Annotated in this window: 16 protein-coding genes; 9 read left to right on the top strand and 7 right to left on the bottom strand. The window is 73.1% G+C overall.

Translation table 11 applies throughout. The features are described from left to right. The first annotated feature begins 16 nt into the window (after positions 1–16). A complete protein-coding gene (locus tag ACTWNK_RS40750) occupies positions 17–3,301 on the top strand; it encodes a tetratricopeptide repeat protein (RefSeq protein WP_474310312.1) in 3,285 nt (1,094 codons plus the stop codon). Here the strand turns inward: ACTWNK_RS40750 and ACTWNK_RS40745 are convergent. The 5 genes from ACTWNK_RS40745 to ACTWNK_RS40725 all read right to left on the bottom strand — a co-directional run bounded on the left by ACTWNK_RS40745 (position 3,279) and on the right by ACTWNK_RS40725 (position 9,304). Next, complete coding sequence (locus tag ACTWNK_RS40745) at positions 3,279–4,712, bottom strand: hypothetical protein (protein ID WP_474310311.1); 1,434 nt, start codon at positions 4,710–4,712, stop codon at positions 3,279–3,281. The two genes, ACTWNK_RS40750 and ACTWNK_RS40745, sit on opposite strands and share 23 nt — an antisense overlap. Before the next feature lie 98 nt (positions 4,713–4,810). Further along, the gene (locus tag ACTWNK_RS40740; protein WP_474310310.1) at positions 4,811–5,497 is read right to left on the bottom strand and encodes a response regulator; all 687 of its coding nucleotides are present in this window, start codon (positions 5,495–5,497) and stop codon (positions 4,811–4,813) included. Then, on the bottom strand, positions 5,494–6,684 hold the full coding sequence (locus ACTWNK_RS40735; protein ID WP_474310308.1) for a sensor histidine kinase: 1,191 nt from the start codon (positions 6,682–6,684) through the stop codon (positions 5,494–5,496). The genes ACTWNK_RS40740 and ACTWNK_RS40735 overlap by 4 nt, the downstream gene beginning before the upstream one ends. 82 nt (positions 6,685–6,766) lie before the next feature. Continuing rightward, entirely contained in the window at positions 6,767–7,939 is a 1,173-nt protein-coding gene (locus ACTWNK_RS40730; protein WP_474310307.1) for an alpha/beta hydrolase family protein, read from the bottom strand. 114 nt (positions 7,940–8,053) lie between these two features. Next, positions 8,054–9,304, bottom strand: coding sequence for an endonuclease Q family protein (locus ACTWNK_RS40725; protein ID WP_474310306.1), 1,251 nt, complete (start codon positions 9,302–9,304; stop codon positions 8,054–8,056). A gap of 174 nt (positions 9,305–9,478) precedes the next feature. Between ACTWNK_RS40725 and ACTWNK_RS40720 the strand changes: the two genes are divergently transcribed. The 3 genes from ACTWNK_RS40720 (at position 9,479) to ACTWNK_RS40710 (ending at position 13,909) form a co-directional block, all read left to right on the top strand. Continuing rightward, the gene (locus ACTWNK_RS40720; protein ID WP_474310304.1) at positions 9,479–11,086 is read left to right on the top strand and encodes a carboxylesterase/lipase family protein; all 1,608 of its coding nucleotides are present in this window, start codon (positions 9,479–9,481) and stop codon (positions 11,084–11,086) included. Continuing rightward, positions 11,083–12,675, top strand: coding sequence for an outer membrane protein assembly factor BamB family protein (locus ACTWNK_RS40715; RefSeq protein WP_474310302.1), 1,593 nt, complete (start codon positions 11,083–11,085; stop codon positions 12,673–12,675). Before ACTWNK_RS40720 ends, ACTWNK_RS40715 begins: the two co-directional genes overlap by 4 nt. A 61-nt stretch (positions 12,676–12,736) precedes the next feature. Next, positions 12,737–13,909, top strand: coding sequence for a 4-hydroxybenzoate 3-monooxygenase (locus ACTWNK_RS40710; RefSeq protein WP_474310301.1), 1,173 nt, complete (start codon positions 12,737–12,739; stop codon positions 13,907–13,909). 13 nt (positions 13,910–13,922) lie between these two features. Here ACTWNK_RS40710 and ACTWNK_RS40705 read toward each other — a convergent pair whose 3' ends face one another. Together ACTWNK_RS40705 and ACTWNK_RS40700 are read right to left on the bottom strand one after the other, a co-directional pair. Then, positions 13,923–15,176: an MFS transporter gene (locus ACTWNK_RS40705; RefSeq protein WP_474310300.1), complete on the bottom strand. Its 1,254-nt coding sequence runs from the start codon at positions 15,174–15,176 to the stop codon at positions 13,923–13,925. Between the two features lie 43 nt (positions 15,177–15,219). Next, entirely contained in the window at positions 15,220–15,846 is a 627-nt protein-coding gene (locus ACTWNK_RS40700; protein ID WP_474310299.1) for a TetR/AcrR family transcriptional regulator, read from the bottom strand. A 101-nt stretch (positions 15,847–15,947) separates the two neighbouring features. Here ACTWNK_RS40700 and ACTWNK_RS40695 point away from each other — a divergent pair, with 101 nt between their 5' ends. The 5 genes from ACTWNK_RS40695 to ACTWNK_RS40675 are packed head-to-tail and all read left to right on the top strand — an operon-like array spanning position 15,948 to position 21,199. Then, positions 15,948–16,892 (top strand): LLM class flavin-dependent oxidoreductase, encoded by a 945-nt coding sequence (locus ACTWNK_RS40695; RefSeq protein ID WP_474310298.1) that lies wholly within the window; start codon positions 15,948–15,950, stop codon positions 16,890–16,892. Between the two features lie 16 nt (positions 16,893–16,908). Then, complete coding sequence (locus ACTWNK_RS40690; RefSeq protein ID WP_474310297.1) at positions 16,909–17,364, top strand: YybH family protein; 456 nt, start codon at positions 16,909–16,911, stop codon at positions 17,362–17,364. 1 nt (position 17,365) lies between these two features. Then, the gene (locus ACTWNK_RS40685) at positions 17,366–19,420 is read left to right on the top strand and encodes a hydantoinase/carbamoylase family amidase (protein ID WP_474310295.1); all 2,055 of its coding nucleotides are present in this window, start codon (positions 17,366–17,368) and stop codon (positions 19,418–19,420) included. After that, positions 19,417–20,307 (top strand): DUF1028 domain-containing protein, encoded by an 891-nt coding sequence (locus ACTWNK_RS40680; RefSeq protein WP_474310293.1) that lies wholly within the window; start codon positions 19,417–19,419, stop codon positions 20,305–20,307. The genes ACTWNK_RS40685 and ACTWNK_RS40680 overlap by 4 nt, the downstream gene beginning before the upstream one ends. Beyond that, positions 20,300–21,199, top strand: coding sequence for a dimethylarginine dimethylaminohydrolase family protein (locus tag ACTWNK_RS40675; RefSeq protein ID WP_474310292.1), 900 nt, complete (start codon positions 20,300–20,302; stop codon positions 21,197–21,199). The genes ACTWNK_RS40680 and ACTWNK_RS40675 overlap by 8 nt, the downstream gene beginning before the upstream one ends. Positions 21,200–21,206: the final 7 nt, after the last annotated feature.

The raw sequence follows: 21,206 nt of genomic DNA, 5'->3' as shown, positions 1-21,206 counted from the left end.
CCGGCAGGAACGGCGGATGACAGGGCAGAGTTCGGGGGGCGAAGCGCTCAGGCGGCGACGATCGGCGGCGGGCTGGAGCCAGCAGGACCTGGCCGCCAGGGCCGGGGTCGCCGTCCGCACCATCCGCGACATCGAGCACGGCAGGGTACGCCGCCCGCACCGGGCCTCACTCGAACGGCTGGCCGCCGCTCTGCCGCTGACCGGCGCCGAACGCGCCGCGCTGCTGGCCGGGTTCGACGCCGAGCCGCCGACCGGTGTGTGGGTCGGTGTGCTCGGGCCGCTGTCGGTGCGCAGGGGCGATGCGGAGATCGCGGTCGGCGGCGCCATGCCGAGGGCCCTGCTCGGCCTGCTCGCCCTGCGGGCCGGGCATCCCGTCTCCGGTGCGGAGATCGTCGACGTGCTCTGGGAGGACCGCCCGCCCCGCACGTGCGCGAACCTCATCCAGGTCTATGTCGCCAGGCTGCGCGCCCGGCTCGGCGATCCGTGCATCCGCAGGTCGGCCGCGGGCTATGTGCTCGACCTGCCTGCGGGCTCGCTCGACCTGGCCAGGTTCGACGAGCTCAGCGGCAGCCAGGACCTGCTCGGCGCGGCGCTGGCGTGCTGGCGCGGCCCGGTGCTCGAAGGCTCGCCCAGCCGTCTGCGCGGCCATCCCGTCGCCGTCGCCGCCGCCCGCCGCCGTGTGGAGACCGCACTCGCCCACGCCGAGTGCGCCGAGCGGCCGACGGCCGTGCTGTGGCCGATCGTGCACGACGAGCCGCTGCACGAAGGCCTCACCGCCCGGCTGATGCTGGCCCTGGCCGAGCAGGGCGAGCAGGCGGAGGCGCTCAGGCTGTTCGCCGAGATGCGCGCCAGGCTCGACGACGACCTGGGCGTCGAGCCCGGCTCCGAGCTGCGCCAGGCGCACCAGCGCATCGTGACGGGCCTGGCCGAGCCGCTGAGCCCGCCGTCAGGCCCGCCGCCCGCCGCGCGTGCGATCGCCGTACCCGCTCAGCTGCCCGCTGGCATGCCCACCTTCACCGGCAGGAGCGCGCCGCTCAGACGGCTGGACCGGATGCTGGCCACCGCGGCCAGACGCGACGCCCCGGCCATCGCGGTGATCACCGGTACGGCGGGCGTCGGCAAGTCGGCGCTGGCCGTGCACTGGGCGCACAGTGCCAGACGCCTGTTCCCCGACGGCCAGCTGCACGTGAACCTGCGCGGCTACGCCGTCGAGCAGCCGTTGCGGCCGATCGACGCGCTGGCCAGGTTCCTGCACGCCCTGGGCGTCGCGCCCGAGCGGGTGCCGACCGACCCGGAGGAGGCGGCGGCGCTCTACCGGACCCTGCTGTCGGGCAGGCGCGTGCTCGTCGTGCTCGACAACGCCGCCGAACCCGGACAGGTCAGGCCGCTGCTGCCCGGCAGTCCCGGCTCGCTCGCACTGATCACCAGCAGGGACACGCTGAGCGGCCTGGTCGTGCGCGACGGCGCCCAGGTCATGCCGCTCGACGCGCTGACCGGCAAGGAGTCGCGCGCCCTGCTCACCCGCCTGCTCGGCAGGGGCGCGGTCGTCGCCGAGCCGGAGGCCACGGCCGAACTCGCCGAGCTGTGCGCCCACCTCCCGCTCGCCCTGCGCATCGCGGCGGCCAATCTGACCGGAGGCACGTTCACCGGTGTGCGCGCCTACACCGAGGAGCTGCGCGCGGGCGACAGGCTCAACGCCCTTCAGGTGCCCGGCGACGCCGAGTCCGCCGTCAGGACGGCCTTCCAGCTGTCCTACACGGCGCTTCCCGCTCCGGCCAGGCGACTGTTCCGGCTGCTCGGGCTGGTGCCGGGGCCCGACATCTCGACGGCGGCGATGACGGCGCTCGCCGGGGCCGACTCCGCCGCCATGGCCAGGGTGCTGCGCTCCTCGCACCTGCTGGAGGAGCCGGTGCCCGGCAGGTTCACCCAGCACGACCTGCTGCGGCTGTGCGCGGCCGAGTACGCCGTGGCCGAGCGCGAGGGCGGCGCGCTGGCCGGACTGCTGACGCACTACCTGGAGCGTGCCGACGCCGCCGCACGCGTGCTGTATCCGCAGTACCTGCGTCTTGAGCCGCCGGGCTCGGCCGAGGAGTTCGCCGATCACGCGTCGGCGCTGGCCTGGCTCGACGGCGAGCTGCCCAACCTGGTGGCCGCCGTCGTGCACGCCGCGGGCAACGGCCCGGCCGAGCTGGCCTGGCGGCTGGCCGACACGCTGCGCGGCTACTTCATGATGCGCCACAACGCCGCCGACTGGTGGACGATCACCCAGGCCGCGCTCGGCGCAGCGGTCGAGGCCGGGCACGAGCGCGCCCAGGCGATCCTGCGGGTCAGTGTGGCCGGGCTGCACGGCTTCCAGGGCCGCCAGCGCCAGGCCATCGAGCAGTACCTCCTCGCGGCCGATCTCTGCGAGCGCACCGGCTGGCCAGAGGGCCGTGTCTCCTCGCTGGGCAATCTCGGCGTCTCCTACGCAGACAGCGGCAGACTGGCCGAGGCCGTCGACTGCTTCGAGCGGGCGCTGCGCCTGAACAGGGAGCTCGGCAGGGTGGCGTCGATGTCGGTCAACCTCGGCAATCTGGGCTGCGCCTATGTCGAGATGGGCAGGCTGCACGACGCCGAGCACCGGCTGCGGGAGGCGCTGGAGCTGTCCAGGGGCCTGGCCCAGCGGGCGAGCGAGGCCAACACGCTGGCCCTGCTCGGCGAGGTGCTGCACGGCCTCGGCCGCCACGACGAGGCACGTGCGACGCTGCTCACGGCGCTCGCCGTGCACCGGGACGTCGGCAACCGGGGCAACGAGGCCGACACCCTGCGCAACCTGGCCGCCGTGGAACGCGACACCGGCGGCCTGGAGCAGGCGCTCGACCTGGCGGGCCAGGCGATGACCGGCGCACGGCAGACCGGCCACCGGCGCCTGATCGCCGACGCCTGCTTCACCCTCGGCCGCATCCACCTGCGCAGGGGCGACACCGCCGGTGCGACCGAGCACTTCCTGCTGGCCCTGCGCACGGCCAAGGCGGCGGGCAGCAGGTTCCCCGAGGTGAAGGCGACCATCGGGCTGTCGGAGGCCGCGACCGCCGCGGGCGACCACCGCTCCGCCCTGCGTCATGCCGAGCTGGCGCTGGCCGAGGCCAGGACGCACGGCTACCGGCTGCACGAGGGCCTGGCCCTGCTGGCCCGCTCCCGCGCCCGCACCGAGGACGGGCGGCGGGAGGACGTGGCCGCGGCGCTGGCGATCTTCGAGGAGCTGGATCACCTCCCGGCGGCGGCCAGGGAGCTCGGTCTCACAGTCCCACGAGCGACGTGAGGCCGAGGAAGAAGGCGGCGCGCACCCGGTCGTCGCCGACGGCGTCGCGGATCTCGGCCGCGGCACGGCCCGCGTCGCCGTACCCGATCGTGGACAGGTCGGCGGCGGGCTCGACATAGCCTTCGAGGCCTTCGAACAGCCTCAGCCGCATGGCCTCGCTCGCCTGCGCCTTGGCCGCGAGGCTGGCGAACAGATCGACGGCCAGCAGGTCGACGAAGCCCTCCTTGACGATCTGGCCCTTGGCGATGCCGGAGGCCTTGGCGGTGAAGGCCGGGTGCGCGAGTTGGTGCATCAGCTCGTGTGCGAGCGAGCGCACCGTGCGCCAGCGCCATTCGAGCGCGCCTCCCCACGCCTGTCCGGGCAGCACGGGCGGCACGTAGATGAGGCCCTTGGCGCCCGCGTGCTGCGGTGTGTGCTGCACGAGCAGCTTGACGTCGGCCGAGAGCGCCGGGTACTGCTCGTCCCACAGGGTGACCAGGTCGACGAGCGTCTGGGCGTCGCCGGACCTGGCGTCGCTGTACCCTGCCTTGGCCAGCAGCCTCCCGTGCTCAGCCGCCCAGCCGACGACCTGCACCCGGTTGAACAGATGGCCGATGCGCTCCTGCGCGGTCACCTCGATGTCGTAGGTGCTGCGCAGCCGGTCGGCGTAGCGGAAGCCCTGCCCGTATGGCCCGTCCAGCCGGGCGTCGCCGTACGGGGCGAAGACGACGGGCACGCAGCTCTGCACGAAGTCGGCGACCGTCCTGACCGGTTCGATGGCCGCAGGGCGCGGCGGCGTGTCGGAGCGCCAGTGCGCCGCCTCCTGCGCGATCAGCGCGGCCAGAGGCTCGCGCAGCTGATCGAGGACGGCCGCCTTCGGCCTGCCCGATCCGCCCGGCCCTTCGGGTGAGCCGGTCGTGCTCACCTTCCCGGCGCCGACCAGGCCGGGCGCCAGCGGGTCGCGCCACTCGGCCGGCCGCTGCTCGCCCGCGCTCGTCGTCGTGGCCCCGCCCTCCTGCGCGTGCGCCTGCCCCTTCTCCTCCAGCACAGGAGGGTCGTAGAGCGCGCGCACCGCCTTGAGCGGCCCCTCTTCGGGTACGGCCAGCGCCCCGGGCAGCAGGGCGGCCAGCCAGCCGGTGACCCGCAGCACCTCGTGCTCGAACCGGCGGCTGCCGGTGGCCTGCTGCGGCGACGAGACGTGGCCGGGCGCATGGGCGAGCAGGCGTGCGACGGCGGCGGCATGGTCGAACCCGCCGGGCAGTGCGGCGGCGTTGCCCGCGTACAGGCTCAGGGCGTGCAGCGCCCACGTCCTGGGCTCGTCGTCCAGCGCGGCGAACTTCGGCCAGATCGGCGTGGTGTCCTTCGTCAGCGACGTGTACAGCTGGGCGGCATCGGCGGGCTCCAGGGCCTTGTGCACGGTCGCAATGGGCAACGGGCCTAACTTCGCCTGCTCGAAATGCATGGACATCGCACACGCTCCACTCTGCTGACCCCGATCTCGACCAGCGGAGCGTATGCGGCTCCCACGCGTTATGCCATGCCTTGCCGATCTTTGCTGCCTTCGACCCGGACCAGACCGCTTTCGTAGGCGTAGACCACGGCCTGGGCCCGGTCGCGCAGGCCGAGTTTGGCCAGGATGCGGTTGATGTGTGTCTTCACCGTCGCGCCCGCGAGGCCGAGCCCATCGGCGATCTCGGTGTTGGACAGCCCCCTGGCCACGTGCAGCAGCACCTCGCGCTCCCTGGCGGTCAGCACGTCCGCGGCGCCCGGCTGCCTCTCGCCGGTCGGCAGGTGCACGGCGAGCCGGTCGAGCAGGCGTCGCGTGGTGCTCGGCGCGACGACGGCACGGCCCGCGTGCACCGACCTGATCGCACTGAACAGGTCCTCGGGAGGCGCGTCCTTCAGTACGAAGCCGGACGCGCCCGCCCTGATCGCGGCGAAGGCATACGTGTCCAGGTCGAAGGTGGTCAGCACCAGCACGTTCGGCGGGCCGGGAGCGGGCAGGGCGCGGATCAGCCGGGTGGCCTCGACGCCGCCCATCCTGGGCATGCGCACGTCCATGAGCACGACGTCGGCCTCGACCGCGCGTGCCGTCTCGACGGCGGCGATCCCGTCGGCGGCCTCGCCGACCAGCACCATGTCGGGCTGCGAGCGCAGGACCAGCCGGAAGCCCACCCTGACCAGCTCCTGGTCGTCGACCAGGACGATCCTGATCACCGCGCACCGTCCGGCGACGGGTGCACGGGCAGCCGGGCGTGCACCCGGAAGCCGGGCCCGTCGGCCCTCGGCGCGGCCCGCACGCTGCCGCCGTAGAGCGCCACCCGCTCGCGCATGCCGACCAGGCCGTGCCCGCCGCCGTCGCCCGGCGCGGCGGCCGCGCCCCCGCCGTCGTCGAGGACCAGCAGTTCGATCTCCTCGCGGCCGAAGCCGATCTCGACCGCGGCGCTGGTGCCGGGCCCGCCGTGCCTGCGGCTGTTGGTCAGCGCCTCCTGCAGGATCCGGTAGATGACCAGCTCCTCGCCCTCGGGCAGATCGGCGGGCGGCGTGCCGCGCACCGCGAACGCGGTCGGCAGGCCGGAGGCCCTGGCCTGTTCGACGAGCTCGTCCAGCTCGGCCAGGCCGGGTTCGGGCGCGTCCTGGCCTTCGGCGCCGTCGTCGCGCAGCACGCCCACGAGCCTGCGCATCTCGGCCAGGGCGCGGCTGCCGGTCGCCGAGATCGTCGACAGCGAGCGGCGGGCCTCGTCCGGTTCGTCGTCGAGGGCGTAGCGTGCGCCGTTGGCGTGGATGACCATGACGCTGACGTTGTGCGCCACCACGTCGTGCAGCTCGCGTGCGATGCGGGCGCGCTCGGTCGCGGCCGTGATGACGGCCTGCTGGTCGCGCTCACGTTCGGCCTGCTCGGCCCGCTCGACCAGGGCGGCGACATAGCGGCGTTTGGTGGCGGAGTACAGCCCGGCCAGCAGCACGGCCACCACGAAGACCGAGAAGGAGGCGTACTCCTTGGCCAGCACCGCGGGCGGCGTGCCGGGCCGCAGCACCAGCAGCAGGACGCCGAGCTCGGCGACCGCACCCGCGGCGACCGCCCAGCGCGGCGTACGGCGGGCGGCGACGCCGTACATGGCGACGAGCACGGCGAGGTTGGCGCCGATGAGTTCGACCCCGGCCGTCCACTGCGCGAAGCTCACCAGCGCGGTGAGGGCGAACACCGGGACCGGCAGCCTGGCCCGCCAGTGCAGCGGGAGCAGCAGCGCCGCCGTCAGGGCCAGCTTGACGGGCAGCGCGCTCGCCCCCGGGTCGCGGAAGCCCACCACCTGGACCACCGAGAACATCACCAAAGGGGCGAGGACGAGGGCTTCCCTGGCGGCGGGAGGGGGCGCCGTGCGCCTGCGCGAGGTGCCTGACACGCCTTCCACGATAGGCAGCGGGCGCACGGCGGGGCTCCGCCCTGCGACCGAGATCGCCCTACGACCCTGGTTGCAGATCCGGCTACGGGATGAGCCTGACCTCGGGATAGGCCCTGGCCGGTCCGTCGAACAGCGGCGTGCGGGCGCCCTTCAGATGCAGGTCGAAGAAGGCGGCCAGATAGGCGCGCTGGACCGCGACCGAGCGCCCGGGGTCGATGGTGCCGATCAGCTCGGCGACGGGCACCCCCTGCACGACCGGTGCCGCCTGCGGCAGGATCGCCTGCAGGTCGAAGAAGGAGAAGTGCTGCGTGCCCGCGACCCTGGCCTCGCGCTTCCACCCGCTGGAGGCGGCCCAGAACGACTGCCACGTCGGCTCGCTCTGCCGTGTGGTGCTCCCGCCCGCCACCTGGAGGAACGGCTTGGCGACGCCGGTGCGCCCGATCGACCCGATGTACCTGCCGTCGAGATTGGCGGCCGCGTCGACGCGCCGGTCGTCGCGCAGCAGGTGCGCGGCGGTGCTGCCGCCCATCGAGTGGCCGAACACGCCCACGCGGGACAGGTCGAGCCGCTCGCGCAGCCCGGCGGGCAGCGGCATGCGGCCGAGCCGGTCCAGGACGAACCGGAGATCGGCCACCCTGGCCGGGACCAGGACGTCGAACAGCCTCGCCTGCTCCTCCTCGGTGGTGACGGGCGGCAGCTTCGAACGTTCGAGCCGCCCGCCGGGGAACTGCACCTGCTCGGCCTCGTAGGTGTGATCGACGCTCACGACGACGTATCCGCGCGAGGCCAGGTCCTCGACCAGCACGGTGCTGAGCGTGCGGGACGCCTCGAACCCCGGCGAGAACAGCACCACGGGCAGCCGCCCGGCCCGCACCTCGACCCGCGCGCCCCTCCCGGCATGCGTCCTGGTCGCCGCCCAGTCCACGGCGCCGGGCCTGATGCCCAGGTCGGGCGCGGTGTTCGCGTCGAAGTCGGCGGCCGTCAGCGGCGGCATCTGCGCGACAGGCGGCAACGCCCTGGCCGCCGGGTACCACACGCTCACCATGAGCTCCCGGTAGTCCTTCGACGGCACCAGCGGATCGCCGCGCGAGGCGTCGACCAGCCGCACCTCCGCCGTCCCGACCGGGTACGGCCCGCCCGGAGCCGGAAGCGACACCCTCAGCCCGCGCGGCGGCGGATCGGCACTCGCGGGCACGGCCGGAGCGATCAACACAGTCAGGGCGAGTACGGCCGAAGCCGCCGTTGTCTTCCTCATGCCTCAAGGCTTCCAGCGCCCCGATCGCGGCGACTCGTCCCTCGGGACGACCCGGCGATGAGCCGCACGACGCACTCCCGGCGATCATCCACCCCAGGGTTGACGTGCTCGGACCTAGGCCGGAGGGAGCGCCCTGACCCTGATCACGCCGAACTCGCCGTCGTAGCCGGGCGCCGCCGTCACCTCGCCCCTGCGCAGCCTGCCGATCGCCTCGGCGAGCGCGGGCGCCTCGGCCGCGATGGCGCTCTCGGGCAGCTCGTCCAGGATGGCGATCTCCGAGCCGAGCGCCGCGACCAGCCGGTCGACCTCGGCGGCCACCCTCTTGCTCTTCGGTCCGACGCCGAGCAGTTGGCCCACGACCTCGGGCAGCGGCACCACGTTGCGGTAGTCGGCCGCGCCTTCGGGCCGCACGCCCGCGGGCCGGTCGGCCAGGTCGTCCACCCGGCTCAGCACGCCGACCGTGACCTGCTTGCCGCACATCGGGCAGACGCCGCCGAGCTCACGCGTGCGGGCGGGCTGCAGCCGTACTCCGCATCTGCGGTGGCCGTCGACGTGGTACTTGCCCTCTTCGGGGAAGAACTCGACGGTCGAGGCCAGCCCCTCGCCCGTGCGTTGCGCCCGCAGGAGCGCGTAGTAGTCGAGGTCGGTGTCGAACACCGTGCTCTCCCTGCCGACGATCGGCGGCGAGTGCGCGTCGGAGTAGCTGACCAGCCGATACCCGTCCAGGCGCGAGACGCGCCAGTTCATCGCCGGGTCGCTGGACAGGCCGGTCTCCAGGGCGAAGACGTGAGGGGTGAGATCGCCGAAGCACTCCTCCAGCGTGTCGAAGCCCGACCTGGAGCCGAAAACGCCGAACCACGGCGTCCAGACGTGGGCGGGCACCAGGTAGGCGCCCTCGCCGCAGCCCAGCGTGAGCTCCAGCAGGTCGCGTGAGCTCATCGCCACGGTCGGCCTGCCGTCGACGCCGAGGTCGGCGTGCTTGCCCAGCGCCCGGTTGAACGCCTCGACCTGCTCGAAGCCGGGCAGGTGCACCAAGTGATGGATCTTGCGCGATCTGCCGTCCTGCCGGTACACGGTGGAGACCTCGACGGTGAGCATGTACCTGACCGGCGCGGCGGACACACTGGCGGGCAGCGTGGCCGAGATCTCCCGCTCCACCTCCTCGCGCAGCCGTAGCAGGCCGGGCTCGGCGGGCAGGAGATCGGCGCGCAGCCGTTCCAGCCAGGCCGGGTGCGTGAAGTCGCCCGTGCCCATCAGCGTGACGCCCTTGCGCTTGGCCCACCAGGTCAGGTGCGCGAGGTCGCTGTTCTTGCTGCACGCGTAGGCGTACCTGGAATGCATGTGCAGGTCGGCGTGGAAACGCACCGTGGCTCCCTCTGTCGCTCCGTGTCCGCACCCACCGGGGTTGCCCGGAGCGGGCCGCCGAAACCCCGGCGGGCGTGTGATGACCTGTCGATATGAGGTTGTCCCATTGATCGGGCTGACTCAAAGTGAAACCGTGCGTAAAGTCCCCGATCGATCGACCAAGGGAAGCGCACGATGTGGCCTGGAAAAGGGCCGGGCGCGCTTGTTGTGATCGCGTTGCTCGGCATGATGACCCCGTCGCAGGCGTCGGCTCCCGCCCTCGCCCCCGCCTGCGCCCCTACCTCCACCGTCGCCACCGACACCGGACCGGTGTGCGGACTCGCGAGCGGCGGCACCCGTTCCTGGCTCGGCATCCCGTATGCCGCGCCGCCCCTGGGCGACCTGCGCTGGACCCCGGCGCGCCCGCACTCCTCCTGGAGCGAGGTACGCCAGGCCACCGAGCGGGGCAGCCCGTGCCCGCAGGCGGCACTGCTCGGCTCGGCCTCGGAGAACGAGGACTGCCTGAAGCTCAACGTCGTCGTGCCCGCCGGGCCTCCGGTCGGCAGGCTGCCCGTCATGGTGGACCTGCACGGCGGCGGCTTCAGGTACGGCGCGCCCGCCGACGGGTCGTACCTGGCCCAGCGGGGTGGCGTGGTGCACGTCGGAGTCGGGTACCGGCTCGGCGTATTCGGCTTCCTCTCGCACCGGGCGTTCGGCCGTCACTCGGGCAACTACGCGCTGAGCGACCAGCAGGAGGCGCTGCGCTGGGTGCGGCGCAACATCGCCAGGTTCGGCGGCGACCCGGACAATGTGACGATCTTCGGCGCCAGCGCGGGCGGATCGAGCGTCTGCGCGCACACGGTCTCGCCCACGGCCAAGGGCCTGTTCCACAAGGGCATCGTGCAGAGCGGCGAGTACAACTCCCTGCGCGGCGTCAACACCTTCTGGCAGCCGCAGGACTGCGCGGCCGAACTGCCCACCCAGACGCAGGCCCAGCAGACGGGCGCCCGTTTCGCCGAGGCGCTCGGCTGTGGCAAGGGCGACGCCGCCGCCTGTCTGAGAGGCCTGCCGGTCAAGGCGCTGCTCGACCAGTCGGGCGACGGCCTCGGCCCGGACAAGGGCACGATCGCCCCCGTCGTCGACGGCCGCATCCTGACCATGTCGCCCGGCCAGGCTTTCGCCAAGGGCAGGGTGAACAAGGTCGCCCTGATGCACGGGGTGGGCCGTGACGAGGTGCAACTCGCGCCCGCCACGACGCCCGCCGAGTTCGACGCGCTGGTCCGCAGCCAGTACGGCGACCTGGCCGAGCAGGTGCTGGCCCGCTACCCGCTGAAGAGGTTCCCCGAGCCGGCCGCTTTCATCGCCTCCCGCACGATCATGGCCGACAGCAACTCGGTGTGCCCGGCCCTGCTCAACGACAGGCGGCTGGCGGGCCGCATCCCGGTGTTCGCCTTCCAGGTGGACAACACCGACGCCCCGCCGATGTTCTTCCTCGACCAGACCAAGCCCAACGGCGCCTTCCACATCAGCGAGGCGCCCTTCCTCTACTCCGACGTCGCCGACGCGAGCCCCAACCAGCGCACGTTCGGCGCCCAGCTCGTCGCCCAGTGGACGGGATTCGCCCGCACCGGCGACCCGGCCGTGGACGGCACGCCGCTGTGGCCGAAGTACACCAGGTCGGACCCGGCCGTCATGTCGCTGGCCCCGGCGGGTGACAGCACGACGACCCGGGAGATCGCCAGGCAGCACCACTGCGACTTCTGGCAACGGCACACCCCCTACGCTGACGAGGAGGGAACATGATCGGCAGAAGGCTCGTCCGGGTGGCGGCAGCACTCGGCGCGTTGTGCCTGGCGGTGTTCGGCGCCCCGGCCGTCGAGGCGTCAGGCGGCGGGCAACCGCGCCGCGGCGACTGGCCGATGTGGCAGCAGAGCACCGAAGGGCTGCGCCACAACGCGGCCGAGCGGAAGATCACCCCGCGCACGGTGGGCGACCTGGAGCTGAAGTGGGCCTTCGCCTACCCCAAGCAGGCCGGCACCCCGCGCAGCCAGCCCGCTGTGGTCGGCGGCGTCGTGTACTTCGGCTCGCCCGAAGGCAAGCTCTACGCCAGGGACGCCGTTACCGGCGCGGCCCGGTGGGAGTTCGACCTGACCACGGTCGGCGAAGGCTTCACCCAGGTCCAGGACGGCCCCGCCGTGGCCAGGGGCAAGGTGTACTTCGGCGACGTGCGCGGCTACTTCTACGCCGTCGACCAGCGCACCGGCAGGCTGGTCTGGAGCCGCAGGCTCGACACCAAGCCGACGGCGATCGTGACCAGCTCCCCACTGGTGTTCGGCGACCGCGTCTACGTCGGGGTCTCCAGCGGCGAGAACATCATGGGCAGGGAGCACGAGTGCTGCACCTTCCGCGGCCATCTGAACGCCCTGGACGCCGACACCGGGCGGCAGATCTGGCGCTTCTACACCGTGCCCGAGTCCCGCGAGGACGGCACCTGGCCCAACGGCCGCAAGAGGTTCGCCCCTTCGGGCGGCGGCGTGTGGGGCTCGCCCGCCATCGACCCGGCCACCCGCACGATCTATGTGGGCACCGGCCAGAACTACACCGGCAGCGCCGGGCACTTCGACTCGGTCCTGGCGCTGAACGCCGACACCGGCAGGCCGCGCTGGACGCGCAAGATGACCGACGTCGACACCTGGCGTCTGGAGTGCTCGCTGCCCACGCCGCAGGACCGCGAGTTCTGCCCCAACCTGCCCGACGGCACCGCACTGGACTTCGACCTCGGCGCCTCGCCGAACCTGTTCAGGGCGAAGGGCCGCAGCCTGGTCGGCATCGGCCAGAAGTCGGGCGTCTTCCATGTGCTCGACGCCAGGACCGGGAAGATCGTCTGGCAGCGGCAGCTGTCCACGCCCATGCCAGGCGGCGGCCTGTCCGGCGTGCAGTGGGGCACCAGCTTCGACGGCGAGCGGCTGTACGTCGCGACGTACATGGCCAATCCCGGCACGCTGTTCGCCTTCGAGCCCGCGACCGGGCATCTGCTCTGGCAGACACCCAACCCGGCCGACGGCTGCACCACCGGCGGCGCCGCGCAGTACCCGGCGGTCTGCCAGCTCGGCCACACCCCGGCGGTGTCCACCACACCGGGACTGGTCTGGGAGGGCAGCATGGACGGCAAGATGCGGGCGTACTCGGCCGAGACCGGCAAGGTGGTGTGGACACACGACACCATGCAGGTCGTGCAGGGCGTCAACGGCCTGCCCGGCAGGGGCGGTGCGGTGTCCGGCGGAGGCGGTGCGGTGGTCGCGCACGGCATGCTCTACATCCAGTCGGGTTACAACTTCACGCCGTATCCCAATCCGCACGGCTCGGTTCTGCTGGCCTACGGCTTGAAGTGAGGCGCCGTCCCGAACGACGATGAGCGGGCCGCACGCGCACCGACCCGGAGAGGAAGCGCCCATGCCGGAGCGCACCACGGTCGTCATCGTCGGAGCAGGCCCGGCCGGGCTCACCCTGGCCGGCCTGCTCGGCAGGGCAGGCGTCGCCTTCGTCCTGCTGGAGCGCCAGAGCCGTGCCTACCTGCTACGACGCCAGCGCGCCGGCGTGCTGGAGTACGACGGCGCCCGCGTGTTCGAGCGGTGGGGACTGGCCGACGAGGTCCTGGCCGGCATGCCCTACGACGCCACGCTGGAGATCCGCGTGGACGGCGAGCCCCATGTGCTCGACGTGGCCACGCTGACCGGCGGTCGCAGGGGCAGGCTGGTCCCGCAGCAGGTCCTGGTCGGCCGCCTGCTCGCCCACCTCGACGAGTGCGGCGCCGACCTGCGCTTCGACGCGGCCGAGGTGCTGCCGCACGACGTGGCCGGCCGGGAGCCCGTCGTGTCCTACCGCGACGGGGACGGCGTCCGGCACGAGATCGCCTGCGACTACGTCGCCGGGTGCGACGGCTTCCACGGTGTCAGCAGGGCGAGCATGCCGCCGGGGGCCGTGACCGCTTACACCTACGACCACGGCATCGGCTGGCTCACCGTGCTGGCCGACGTCGAGCCGCCACGCCATCCCCTGCTGGCGATCAGCCCGTACGGCTTCGCCGCGCACTTCCCCCGGGGGCCGATGGCCAGCCGTTTCTACCTGGAGTGCGCGCCGGACGCCGAGCCCGACGCCTGGCCGGACGAGCGCGTCTGGTCGCAGCTACGCCTGCGCCTGGCCGAACCCGGCCTGCCCGAAGGCCCGATCACCGAGCGCTCGGTCGTGGAGATGCGCAGCCACGTCACCGAACCCATGGCGTACGGCAGGCTGTTCCTGGTGGGCGACGCCGCGCACATCATCACGCCCATGGGCGGCAAGGGCATGAACCTCGCCATAGCCGACGCCGACGTCCTGGCCCAGGCGTTGCGCGCCGCCGTACGCGACGGGGACGAGGCTGGGCTGGAGGCGTACTCGCGCACGTGTCTGCGGCGGGTGTGGCAGCACCAGGAGTTCTCGCGCTGGCTGACCGAGCTGACCCACGAGGCGGGCGACGCCACCCTGGCCGGTCCGTTCCGCCGGAGGCTGGCCCGCGCCCGCCTCGACCGGCTGCTCACCTCGCCGACGGCGGCCCGTGCGTTCGGCGACATGATCGCGGGAGGCTGAACGCCCCGAGCGGTCAGCGCACCCCCTTGATCGGCCGTACGAAGAGCGCCCCGAGCAGCACGACGAGTCCCGAGACCAGGTACACGGCGGGATAGCCGCCCGCGTTCAGCACGGGGATGGCGGCGATCGGCCCGAGTGTGATGCCGAGCGACGTGGCCATGTTGATCAGGCTCAGGTCCTTGGCCCGATCCTGCTGCGAGGGCAGCACCTGGGTGACGAGCGCCATGTCGACGGCCTCGTACACGCCGAAGCCGAGACCGGTGATCGCGGCGAGGACGAGCACGCCGGTCCAGGTCGGGTTCACGGCGCTGAGCGCGGTGCCGACGGCGAAGACGACGGTCGCGACGGTGACGAAGATCTTGCGCCTGCCGATCCGGTCGGACAGCAGCCCGCCCGCGACGGCGGCGACCGACACGGTGACGGCGTAGAGCAGGGTAGTGATCACCATGCCGTCGGCGGCGGTCTGCCCGGGATGGTGGTCCTCGTATCTGATGACGTCGGTGAGGTAGAAGAACATCAGGGCGATCGCCATGTTCTGCCCGAGCGCCACACAGAACCGGGTGAGCCAGGCATAGGCGAAGTCCGGATGACGCCGGGGGTCGACCCAGAACATCCCGAGCAGCGAGGAGGGCGCATCGCCTCCCGAGGCGGGCGGCGGATCGGCGACCAGCACCACGAAGACGGCGCACGCCACCAGCACCAGCCCCCCGAGCACGCCGTAGGCGGCGAACGGGTCGTCGAGCGAGGCCGCGATCGCCGAGCCGAGCACCGGCGCGACCGCCCACGAGACGCCGACGCAGGCCGAAGCCGTGCCGCGCCTGCTCTCGGGCACCTGGTCGGGAATGGTCGCCGACAGTCCGGCGACGACGAGGTTGGCGAAGATCTGCACGGCGGTCCACCCGGCCAGCAGCTCGGCGACGCCTCCGGCCTGCCCGGTGTAGAGCAGGGCGGCGGCCGTGCCCGCGCCTCCGGCCAGGATCCACGGCCTGCGACGGCCGAAACGCGACCTGGTCCGGTCGGAGATGCGGCCGAGCACCGGATTGGTCACGATGGCGAGCAGTCCCGCGACTCCCGCGACGAACGCGTAGCTCTCCTCCTTGCCCGTCCCGGCCAGCGTCGCGGTCTGGTCGGGCAGCAGCACCAGGAGGGGGCCGAGCAGGGCGGTCCACACCGCCGTGCTGGCCGTGGTCAGCGACAGGTAGTAGCGCGGGGCCGGTGCGGCCGCATGGGGGGATGCGGTGGTGAAGACCGGGTTTTCATTGGCCATTTGTCCAATGTCAGGCCAAGCGTCGTCCCATGTCAAGGCCCTGCTAGCGGCGCGAGGCGGCCTTGCGGGCAGCGGCGACGTCCACGCCGTACGCCCGCAGGACGTTGTCGACGATCCTGCTCTGACGGCGCGCGGAGAACTTCTCCGGGTACAGCGCCCCCTCGGCGACCACCCCGTCGACGACCGCCACCAGAACGTCGGCGACGACCGAGGCGTCCTCGGCGCCCGGCATCTCGCCCGCCTCGTGCGCCGCCGTCACCAGGCTCAGCAGCGTGCCCCGCCACAGCTCGTAGCCGGAGTGCCGCTCGGCCGTGATGACGGGATCGCCCACGGCCCGGCCCCAGAAGGCGAGCTGGACCTGGGCGCTCACCAGGCGGTCGTCGTCGATGGGCAGCGCCTCGACCAGGGCGGTGCGCAGGGCGGCGGCTCCCGAGAGCCGGGCGATGCGGCTCTCGATGTGCTCGGCCAGCCGCTCGAAGGCCCGGCGCAGGGCCGCGTGCAGGATCTCGTCCTTGTCGCTGAAGTAGTGGGCGAGTATGCCGTGCGCGACGCCCGCCTCCTTGGCGATCTCCCTGGTGGTGGCGCTCGCGATGCCCTTGCCGGAGATGACGCGCCAGCACGCGTCGACCAGTTCGGCCCGGCGCGCCTCGTGGTCGACGATCTTCGGCATACCGGCCAGCCTAATGGCTGCCTCCGATGTCGTCGACGTTGACCGATGGTCGATCGAAGGGTTATAACTGGACAGATGTCCGAGATAAAAGGGGCGTTGACATGCGGTTGAGCATTTCCTACAGCGGCTTCGGTCCCGTCGCGCCGATGGTCGACGCGGTGCGCGCGGCCGAGCGCGCCGGGCTGGACGGGGTCTGGGCGGCCGAGCACGTCGGCTTCCACGACGCCGTCGTGCCCAGCGCCTGCTTCCTGGGTGCGACCGAGCGCCTGGAGGCCGGGATCGTCGGCCTCGCGCCGGTCGGCAGGCATCCCGGCCTGCTCGCGATGGAGCTCGCGTCGCTGGCCGAGCTCGGGCCCGGCCGGGTCAGGGTCCAGGTGGGACTCGGCGACAGGTTCCTCGTCGGCATGATCGGCGGCTCCTTCACCGAAGGGCTGCGCCAGGTCGAGGAGTTCGTCGGCGTGCTGCGTGAGCTGTTCGCGGGCGAGCAGGTCACCGGCACGTACTGCGGGCACCGCTTCGACGCCTACCGGATCGCGCCCGTCGACCCCGCGCCCGCCGTCGACGTCATGGCGCTGCGGCCCAAGATGCTGGCCCTGGCCGCACGCGTCGGCGACGGCGTCTCGCTGTCGTCCGGCGCCTCGCTCGGCTATCTCACCCAGGCCGTGCGCGACGTAGAGCGGGTGCTCGCCCACAGCGGCAGGGAGCGGTCCGACTTCCGGATCACCGCGATGGCGCTCGGGGCCGTCGCGCCCAGGCAGGAGAGCGCGGTCGCCATGCTCACCGAGGCGCTGGGGCTGTTCTCGCCCGCCGCGCTCGGTGTGCTGGCGCCCGACGTGTTCGAGGCCGTGGCGACGCCGGGGGAGCAGGGGCCGCTGCTCACCCCCGGCGTCGTCACACGACTCGGCCTCGCGGCCACGCCCGACACCCTGCCCGACGCTCTCGCCGCCTACGCGGCCACCGGCATCGACGAGCTGTCGATCAACCTGATCAACCCACCCTCCGAGCTGCCCGAGCTGCTGCCCCTGCTCGCCGCCGCCCGGCCTTGATGAGAGGACCCCGCCCATGAGCGCCACCGAGACCGACATCCAGCGCGTATCCGACCTGCACCACGGCTGGGTACGCGCCAACGGCACCGGCGACATCGACTGGCTGCGCGCCCACATCGCGCCGTCGGGCCGCGAGGACTTCGTCATGTGGAACACGATGGGCAGCAACTTCTTCGGCCTCGACGGCATCGTCGCCCTGTGGGAGCAGCTGGTCGCCATGGCCGGGGAGGCGGCGGCGCAGGAGATCGTCTCGACGTCGTGGGACGAACGCGTCCAGCTCAGCGGCGACCTGGCCGTCGTCAGCTACCTCACCAGGCTCGTCGTCGACTTCGGCCCGAACGGCGAGGCGGCGGGTGGCAAGCTCGACCAGGTCTTCCGCGGCACCGAGGTCTGGCAGCGCAGGGGCGAGGACTGGAAGATGACCCACTACCACGGCTCCCCGCACACCCCCGGCCTCATGGGCGGCCGGTGACATGGACGCCAGGCTCGAACGCTTCACGATCGAAGGCCCGGCAGGCCCTCTCACCGGCTGGCGCATCGGCGCCGCCGCACGGCCGGACCGGCTGCCCCTGCTGCTCGTGCACGGCGTCAACGGCGCCGCCGACGACTGGCTCGGCGTCGCCGCCGCGCTGGCCGCGCACCGCAGGGTCGTCGCCTTCGACCTGCGCGCGCACGGCGGCTCGGCCCAGGGGCCCGGGTACTCGGCCGAGGACTACGCCATGGACGCGCTCGCCGTGCTCGACGCATGCGACCTGGCCGAGGCGCACGTCGCGGGCACGTCGTTCGGCGGCGCCGCCGCACTCGCGCTGGCCGCCGAGCACCCGGCCCGTGTCCGTACGGTCGCCACCTTCGGCACGGCCGCGGGCGGGGACTCGCACACGGTGCGCACGATCGAGGAGCAGATCGCCTCGGTCGGCGTGCGCGCCTTCTTCGCCTGGGCGCTCGCCTCGCACGGCTACGGGCGCGAGGCCGATCCCGGCGTCGTCGCCGCGGCGGTCGAGCGGGCCTCGCGCAACGACGCGGCCACCGTGCTCGCCGTACTGCGGCAGGCGTTCGGGGCCGACGTGCTGCCGCTGGCCGCGCGGGTGTGGCGGCCCGTGCTGGTGGCGACCGGCGCCGACGACCTGACCTGCCCGCCGACCGCCGTACGGCCGCTCGCCGACGCGCTCGGCGTGCCGCTGACCGTGCTGCCAGGCGCCGGGCACCTGGCCCATGTCGAAGGCCACCGGCCGCTCGAAGCCCTCCTCGAAGGGCACGCGCGTGCCCACGAGGCCACCAGGCTGCCGGTCGCGCCGGGGCGCACGCTGGCCGAGCTGGTCGAACTCGACACGCTGACCGCCGACGACTCGGGCGCACAGCGACTCGCCTGGAGCGACACCTGGGTCACGGCACGCGAATGGCTCACGGCCAAGCTCGAGGCCATACCCGGCGTCGAGATCGAACGCGACCAGGCGGGAAACCTCTGGGCGAGCCTGCCCGGCCGCGGCGCCGAGGCCGTGGTGATCGGCAGCCATCTCGACTCGGTGCCGGACGGCGGCAGCCTCGACGGCTGCTACGGCGTGCTCGCCGGTCTGGAGGTCCTGCGTACCTGTGCGAACGCCGGACCGCAGCCGCTCACCGTCAGACTCGTCGACTGGGCCGACGAGGAGGGCGCCCGCTTCGGCCGCAGCCTGTACGGCTCCGCGGCGGCGACGGGCGCACTCGACGTGACCGCACTCGGCCGGCTGCGCGACGCCCAAGGCCAGGACGCCGCCACCGTGCTCGCCGCACACGGCGTCGACCTGGCCGCACTCGGCCGCCCGCTCGAACGGCTGCGCGGCGCGGTCGCCTATCTGGAGCTGCACATCGAGCAGGGCCCCGTGCTGGAGGCGGCGGACCTGGCGCTGGCCGCGGTCACCGGCACACTCGGCGTGCAACGCCACCGGCTGCGGCTGCGCGGCCAGTCGGCGCACGCCGGGGCGACGCCGCTACGGCAGCGCCGCGACCCGATGGCCGCCGCGGCCGCTCTGGTCCTGGAGACACGTGAGCTGGCCCTCGCCTGCTCCGGCCTGGCCACGTGCGGCTCGCTCACGGCGACGCCAGGCGTGGCCACGGCCGTGCCCCGCGAGGTCGACCTCACCCTCGACCTGCGCCACCACGACGCCGTCGAACTGGCGGGCCTGCTGCTGCGCACCCGGGCGGCGGCCAGGCGGATCGCCGAACGCGAGAGGGTCGAGATCACCTGGGAACCGCTGTGGAGCATCGCACCGGCCAGGTTCGACGCCGAGCTCACCGCCCTGGCAGCCGAGACGGTCGCCGACCTCACCGGCGTCGCGCACGCCATGCCGAGCGGCCCGCTGCACGACGCCGTCGAGATCGCCAGGTCGGGCGTGCCCACCACGATGATCTTCACCCAGAGCCTCGCCGGACTGAGCCACACGAAACAGGAGGACACCAGGGCCGACCACCTGGAGCTCGGCGTACGCGCCCTGGCCGACCTGGCCCACCGTGTGATCGGCCGCCGTGCGGTGCGCGAGGAGGCGTCGTGACGTACTCCATCGTGGCTCGCTGCGCCGAGACCGGCGCGCTCGGGGCGGCGGTCGCCTCCCACGCGTTCGGCGTGGGCGCCGTGGTGCCGTGGGCCGTGGCCGGGGTCGGCGCGGGAGCCACCCAGTCGATCCACAGCCCGCTCTACGCGGCCGACCTGCCCCGCCTGCTCGCCGGAGGCGTCCGGCCGGGCGCGGCCCTGACCCAGGTGCTGGCGGGCGACGCGTGGTCGGCCGTACGGCAGGTCGGCGTCGTCGACGCGCTGGGCGGGTCCGCCGCGCACACCGGCGCCGGGTGCGTCGGCCACGCCGCCCAGCGCACCGGGCCCGGCTTCGCCGCGCAGGGCAACATGCTCGCGGGCGGGCACGTCGTCGACGCCATGGCCGAGACGTTCCTCGCGACGCCCGGCGAGCTGGCCGACCGGCTGACCCTCGCCCTGCGCGCGGCCGACGACCTCGGCGGCGACGTGCGCGGACGCCAGGCGGCGGCCGTGCTGGTCGTCGGCGCGGAGCACTCCGACGGCGTCCTGGTCGACGTCCGCGTCGACGACCACGCCGACCCGCTGGGCGAACTACGCCGCCTGCTCGCCCTGCGCCGCGCCGACCAGGACATGCGCGAGGCGATCAGGCGATGCCTGGCGGGCGAGGCGGGCGTCGAGGAGCTGACGGCCCGGCTGCACGCCGTCCAGCAGGCGTTCGGACCGGGCAACCGCGAGCCGACGTTCTGGACCTGCGTCGCCCTGGCCAGGGCCGACCGGCCGTACCTGGTCGGGCTGGCCGGGATCACCAGGGAGCATCCCGGCTGGAAGGACCTCTTCCACCGGCTCACCGACAGCGGGCTCGTCCCCGCACCCAGCGCGCCGAGTCATCAAGGAGAGACACATGAGTGAGACCACCATCGACGTCAGCGTCACCAGCGACATCGGACGGCTGCGCGAGGTCGTGCTGGGCCCGGTCAAGCCGTTCACGCTCGACGACCTGCTCGTGGAGTCGGCGGCCACGCCCGACCCCGAGGGGGAGGAGGCCACGCTCGCCGTGCTGGCCAGGTTCCCGGTCGAGGCGCCCGATCCGGCCGTCGCCGCCGAGCAGCACGCCCGGCTCGTGTCCGTGCTGGAGGAGCACGGCGTCGTCATTCACTGGGTGCGGTTGGCCGACTCGCTGATCCAGCTCTACACGCGTGACATGGGGTTCGTGGTCGACGATGTGTTCTTCCTGGCCAGGCCCGCCAATCCGATCAGGCGCAGGGAGCAGCTCGGCCTGTCCCACCTGCTGCCCCGGCTGTCGAAGGTGAGCGAGCTCGCGGCCGGTCACATCGAGGGCGGCGACGTGCTGGTCACCGACGACGACGTGCTGGTCGGCGTCGGCGACAGCACCGACGCCGCGGGCGTGGCCGCCTTCCGCGAGGCGCTGGCCTCGGCCGGGATCGACAGGCGTGTGGTCGAGATGGAGTTCGCGCACCCCGGCGTCGTCCACCTCGACGTGCACTTCACACTGGCCGGGCCCGGGGTCGGGCTCTACAACCCGGCCGCGTTCACCGCGCGCAGCCGGGCCTATCTGGAGTCGCGTTACGACCTGATCGTGGTCGACGAGCAGAAGGTGCGCTCGCTCGCGGTCAACACGGTGGCGCTCGCTCCCGACAGGCTCCTGCTCCAGGACACCGATGCCGACATCGCGGCCGAGCTCGAAGCCAGGGGGATCACGCCCGTCCTGATCGACTACTCGGAGATCACCCGCTTTCCCGGCGGGCTGCACTGCTCGACGCTTCCGCTCGTACGGGAGTGAACGACGC

This window comes from Nonomuraea sp. IBHARD001, from assembly GCF_056106265.1.
Note: the sequence above shows the minus strand (reverse complement) of the source record. Positions and strands in the feature narration are given on the sequence as shown.